Annotated in this window: 4 protein-coding genes; all 4 read left to right on the top strand. The window is 72.1% G+C overall.

All coding sequences use genetic code 11. From position 1 onward, the window contains the following. Positions 1-27: 27 nt before the first annotated feature. Positions 28-2,295, top strand: a complete 2,268-nt coding sequence (locus K377_RS40475; RefSeq protein WP_111668642.1) for an MMPL family transporter — start codon at positions 28-30, stop codon at positions 2,293-2,295. Positions 2,296-2,504: 209 nt separating this feature from the next. Next, positions 2,505-3,728 carry a methionine adenosyltransferase gene (gene metK, locus K377_RS40470; RefSeq protein ID WP_111668641.1) on the top strand — a complete coding sequence of 408 codons (1,224 nt, stop codon included), beginning with the start codon at positions 2,505-2,507 and terminating at the stop codon, positions 3,726-3,728. A 146-nt stretch (positions 3,729-3,874) separates the two neighbouring features. After that, a complete protein-coding gene (locus K377_RS40465; RefSeq protein WP_111668640.1) occupies positions 3,875-4,858 on the top strand; it encodes a carbohydrate kinase family protein in 984 nt (327 codons plus the stop codon). A gap of 74 nt (positions 4,859-4,932) precedes the next feature. Beyond that, on the top strand, positions 4,933-5,966 hold a 1,034-nt coding region (locus K377_RS40460; RefSeq protein WP_181512773.1), incomplete at its 3' end, for a homocysteine S-methyltransferase family protein.

Genomic DNA, 5,966 nt, shown 5'->3' with positions numbered 1-5,966 from the left:
CCCCCCACTGACGGAAGTGCGGTTGCCGTGGCTACCTTCCTGTACAGACTCGGCCGCTTCGCCTTCAGGCGCCGCGGCCTCTTCGCTCTCTTCTGGGTGTTGATCGCCGTCGGCGTCGGTGCCGCGGCGTCGTCCGCGCCCACTCCGCCGACCGAGCAGTTCTCGATGCCGGGCACCGAGTCCCAGAAGGCGTTCGACCTGCTCGAGAAGAAGTTCCCCGACGCGAGCGCCGAGGGCGCCAGTGCCCGTGTGGTGCTGCGCGCACCCGACGGCAAGTCGATCTCCGACGAGCGCGCCGTGGTCGAACGCCTCGTCGGCGATCTCGGCAAGGCGCCTCAGGTGGCCGCGGTCGCCGACCCGTTCAAGGCCCGCTCGATCAGCGACGACGGCCGCACCGCGTACGCCGTGGTGACGTACGAGGTCGCCGCGCCCGACGTCACCGACAAGGCGCACGACGCGCTCACCGACGCCACCGACCGGGCCCGCGACGACGGCCTGACCGTCGAGGCGGGCGGTGACGCCATCATGGTCGAGCAGGAGATGAACGGCACCGGTGAGCAGATCGGTGTGCTCGTCTCCGCCGTCGTGCTGGTGCTGACGTTCGGCGCGCTGCTCGCCGCCGGCATGCCGCTGCTGACCGCCCTGATCGGGGTGGGCATCGGTACCTCCGCCATCACCGCGCTCGGCAGCACCCTCGGTCTGTCGGCCACGACGTCGACGCTGGCGATGATGATCGGCCTCGCGGTCGGCATCGACTACGCCCTGTTCGTCATCTTCCGCTACCGCGCCGAGATCTCCGAGGGGCACGCCCCCGACGACGCGGCGGGCCGGGCGACCGGCACCGCGGGTTCGGCGGTCGTCTTCGCCGGACTCACCGTGATCATCGCGCTGGCCGGTCTCGCGGTCGTCGACATCCCGATCCTCACCAAGATGGGTCTCGCCGCGGCGGGTACGGTCGCCGTCGCCGTACTGGTGGCGGTCACCCTCGTACCGGCGCTGCTGGGCTTCGCGCCGCGCCGTGTGCTGCGGGTCGCCGACCGTCGTCTCGTCCGGACGAAGAAGCCGCTGTCGGCCCGCAAGCTGGCGAGGTCCGAGAAGAAGGCGGCGAAGCTGGCCGCGCGGACCAGGCCGAACCTGTCGACGCGCTGGGCCTCGTTCGTGGTGCGCCGCCCGGTCGGCGTGCTCGTCGTCGCGGTCCTCGGGCTCGGTGCCCTTGCCCTGCCCGCCACGCAGCTGGAGCTCGGCCTGCCGGGCGAGGGCACGATGGCGAAGGACACCACGCAGCGCAAGGCGTACGACCTGCTGTCGCAGTCGTTCGGGCCGGGCTTCAACGGTCCGCTGACGGTGACCGTGGAGGGCAAGGACGCGGCAGCGGCCGGTGACAGGATCGGCGCCGCGCTGAAGAAGGTGGCGGGCGTCGACTCCGTCTCCCCGGCCGCCGCCAACAAGGCGGGCGACACGGCGATCCTCAGTGTCGTGCCGAAGACGGGTCCGACGGACGACCGGACGAAGGAACTCGTCAAGGACGTCCGGGCCAGGGCCGCGTCGCTGGCGTCGGCCTCGGGCGCGTCCGAGATCCTGGTGACCGGGCAGACGGCGCTGTTCATCGACTTCTCGCAGGCCCTGTCGGACGCCCTGCTGCCGTATCTGGCACTGGTGGTGGGCCTGGCGTTCCTGCTGCTGCTCCTGGTGTTCCGTTCGGTGCTGGTGCCGCTGAAGGCGGCGCTCGGGTTCCTGCTCTCGGTGAGCGCGGCGCTCGGCGCGGTGGTCGCCGTGTTCCAGTGGGGCTGGGCCGCCGATCTGCTCGGGATCGACCAGCCCGGTCCGATCATGACGACGATGCCGATGTTCATGATCGGCGTGGTCTTCGGCCTCGCGATGGACTACGAGGTGTTCCTCGTGACCCGGATGCGCGAGGCGTACGTGCACGGCGCCGGGGCCGAGGAGGCCGTCGTGACCGGTTTCCGGCACAGCGGGCGGGTCGTCACGGCCGCCGCGATCATCATGATCAGCGTCTTCTCCGGCTTCGTCTTCGAGGTCAACGACCTGGTGAAGATGATGGGCTTCGGTCTCGCCTCGGCCGTCCTGTTCGACGCGTTCGTGGTCCGGATGACGATCGTGCCCGCCGTGCACGCGCTGCTGGGCGACGCCGCCTGGTGGCTGCCCGGCTGGCTCGGCCGACTGCTGCCGAACGTCGATGTCGAGGGCGAGAAGCTCCGGCAGCGGCTCGCGGTCGCTCCGGCGCGGGTCGTGCCGGCCAGGTCCGGTGAGCACGAGCGCAATCTCGTGCACTGACCCACACCCCTGCGGCCCGGTGCGATCCCCCTGCGGATCGCACCGGGCCGCAGTCGTGCGGCGGCGGCTCTGGCGGGGTTCTGGCGCTCTTCGAGTGCTCCTCTTTCGAGATCGGTCATCGTGGCAGGCACCCGGGCGGTCTCGCCCGCCTGTGCCGCGCTTCGTGTCTGACGCCCTTCGCGCTGTGGGCCACAACCGTCTGGAGAGTCATGTCCCGTCGCCTGTTCACCTCGGAGTCCGTGACCGAGGGGCACCCCGACAAGATCGCCGACCGGATCAGCGACACCGTGCTCGACGCGCTGCTGCGGGAGGACCCCACGTCCCGCGTCGCCGTCGAGACGCTGATCACCACCGGCCTGGTGCACGTGGCCGGTGAGGTGACGACCTCGGCGTACGCGCCGATCGCCCAGCTCGTGCGCGAGGCCGTCCTCGACATCGGCTACGACTCCTCCGCCAAGGGCTTCGACGGCGCGTCCTGCGGTGTCTCGGTGTCGATCGGCGCGCAGTCGCCGGACATCGCGCAGGGCGTCGACACCGCGTACGAGAAGCGCGTCGAAGGCGCCTCCCGCGACGGGGCCGACGACGAGCTCGACCAGCAGGGCGCGGGCGACCAGGGCCTGATGTTCGGCTACGCGACGGACGAGACGCCCAACCTGATGCCGCTGCCGATCGAGCTGGCCCACCGGCTCTCGCGTCGCCTGACCGCGGTGCGCAAGGACGGCACGGTCCCCTATCTGCGGCCCGACGGCAAGACCCAGGTCACCATCGAGTACCAGGGCAGCCGGCCGGTCCGGCTCGACACGGTCGTGGTGTCCTCGCAGCACGCCCCCGGCATCGACCTGGACTCCCTGCTCGTCCCCGATCTGCGCGAGCACGTGGTCGAGCAGGTGCTCGGCCAACTCGCCGACGAGGGCATCAAGCTGGAGACGGACGACTACCGGCTGCTGGTCAACCCGACGGGCCGGTTCGAGATCGGCGGCCCGATGGGCGACGCCGGCCTGACCGGCCGCAAGATCATCATCGACACGTACGGCGGCATGGCCCGGCACGGCGGCGGCGCGTTCTCCGGCAAGGACCCGTCCAAGGTGGACCGCTCGGCCGCGTACGCGATGCGCTGGGTGGCGAAGAACGTCGTCGCGGCCGGGCTCGCGTCCCGCTGCGAGGTGCAGGTCGCGTACGCGATCGGCAAGGCCGAGCCGGTGGGCCTGTTCGTCGAGACGTTCGGCACCGGCAAGGTCGCGCAGGCCACCATCGAGGCGGCGATCAACGAGGTGTTCGACCTGCGTCCGGCCGCGATCATCCGCGACCTCGACCTGCTGCGCCCGATCTACGCGCAGACCGCCGCCTACGGCCACTTCGGCCGCGAACTGCCCGACTTCACCTGGGAGCGCACCGACCGCGCCCAGCAGCTCAAGGCGGCCGCGGGCATCTGAGCCCGCGGCTGTGCGGCGGGCCCGCCGGGGCCCGCCGTCCGACGGCCGGGCCCCGGCGGTACGCGGGCGGAGTGCGGCCGCGCTGCCGATGGGCCGGGCCCGCGCACCATCGGCGTCCAGCGACCGAAGCGACCAAGGAGTGATCTGTGCGCATCGCGGTGACCGGTTCCATAGCCACCGACCATCTGATGGTCTTTCCCGGGCGGTTCGCGGACCATCTGCTGCCCGACCAGCTGGCGCACCTCTCGCTCTCCTTCCTGGTCGACGGGCTGGAGGTGCGCAGGGGCGGCGTCGCGGCCAACATCGCGTTCGGGCTCGGCGGGCTCGGCCTGGCGCCGCTGCTGATCGGCGCGGTCGGCACCGACTTCGCCGAGTACGAGGTGTGGTTGAAGGAGCACGGCGTGGACACCGGCGGGGTGCGGGTGTCGGACGACCGGCAGACGGCCCGCTTCATGTGCATCACCGACCAGGACGCCAATCAGATCGCCGCGTTCCACACCGGCGCGATGGCCGAGGCCGCCGACATCGATGTGCGGGGTCTGCTCACCGGCGGCGAACGTCCCGGCCTCGTCCTCGTCTCCCCCGACGACCCGTCGGCGATGCTGCGGCACACGGCCGGGTGCCGGGAGCTCGGCATCCCCTTCGCCGCCGATCCCTCGCAGCAGCTGGCCCGCCTGGACGGCGGCCAGGTGCGCGCTCTGGTGACCGGTGCGACCTGGCTGTTCACCAACGAGTACGAGGCGGCGCTGCTGCGCGAACGCACCGGCTGGTCCCGGGCGGAGGTGCTCGGCGCCGTCGGCAGCTGGGTCACCACGCTGGGCGCCGGTGGCGTCCGCGTCGAGAGCGCCGGGCAGGAGCCCCTGCTCGTCCCCGCCGTTCCCGTCGCCGAGACGGCGGACCCGACGGGTGTCGGCGACGCCTTCCGCGCCGGTTTCCTCGCCGCCCTCGGTCATGGCGTCGACGCCCGGTCCGCGGCCCGGCTGGGCTGCGCGCTGGCCTCGGTGGTCCTCGGCGCGGTCGGCTCGCAGACGTACGAGGTGGATCCGGTGCGGCTGACCCGCGTCGTCGAGGGCGCCTACGGTGCCGGTGCCGCCCGGCCGCTCGCCGCGGTCCTGGGCGGACGGTCGTGAGCGCCACGGGCGGCGGCCGCGTCGCCGCGCTCCGGGAGGCCCTCGCGACGCGCGTGGTCGTGGCGGACGGCGCGATGGGCACCATGCTCCAGGAGCGGGAGCCGACGCTGGAGGACTTCCAGCAGCTGGAGGGCTGCAACGAGGTCCTCAACGTGACCCGTCCCGACATCGTCCGCGCGGTCCACGAGGCGTACTTCGCGGTGGGCGTCGACTGCGTGGAGACCAACACGTTCGGCGCGAATCACTCGGCGCTCGGCGAGTACGAGATCGCCGGGCGGGTGCACGAGTTGTCGGAGGCGGGCGCGCGGGTCGCCCGGGAGGTCGCCGACGAGTTCACCGCGAGGACCGGACAGCAGCGCTGGGTCCTCGGGTCGATGGGGCCCGGGACGAAGCTGCCGACGCTGGGGCATGTCACGTACGGCGTGCTGCGCGACGGGTTCCAGCGCAACGCCGAGGGGCTGCTGGCCGGCGGCGCGGACGCGCTGCTGGTGGAGACGACGCAGGACCTGTTGCAGACGAAGGCGGCGCTGATCGGTGCGCGGCGTGCCATGGAGGCGCTCGGCGCCGACGTCCCGCTGATCTGTTCGCTGGCCTTCGAGACGACCGGGACGATGCTGCTGGGTTCGGAGATCGGCGCGGCCCTGACGGCCCTGGAGCCGCTGGGTATCGACCTGATCGGCCTGAACTGCTCCACCGGTCCGGCCGAGATGACCGAGCACCTGCGCCACCTGGCGCGGCACTCGACGACGCCGCTGATGTGCATGCCGAACGCGGGTCTGCCGGTGCTGAGTTCGCAGGGCGCCACCTTCCCGCTGGGGCCGGTGGGCCTGGCGGACGCGCAGGAGACGTTCGTGCGCGAGTACGGGTTGTCCTTGGTGGGCGGCTGCTGCGGTACGACCCCCGAGCATCTGCGTCAGGTCGTGGAGCGGGTCCGTGAGATGACCCCGCCGGAGCGTGCTCCGCGGCCCGAGCCGGGCGCGGCCTCGCTCTACCAATCGGTGCCGTTCCGGCAGGACACCGCCTACCTGGCGATCGGTGAGCGGACGAACGCCAATGGTTCGAAGAAGTTCCGTGAGGCGATGCTGGAGGCCCGCTGGGACGACTGTGT

Origin of the sequence: Streptomyces sp. PsTaAH-137 (assembly GCF_003259365.1) — a bacterium.
Lineage (GTDB): Bacteria > Actinomycetota > Actinomycetes > Streptomycetales > Streptomycetaceae > Streptomyces.
The sequence above is the reverse complement of the archived record's forward strand: the minus strand, read 5'-3'. Positions and strand labels throughout refer to the sequence as shown.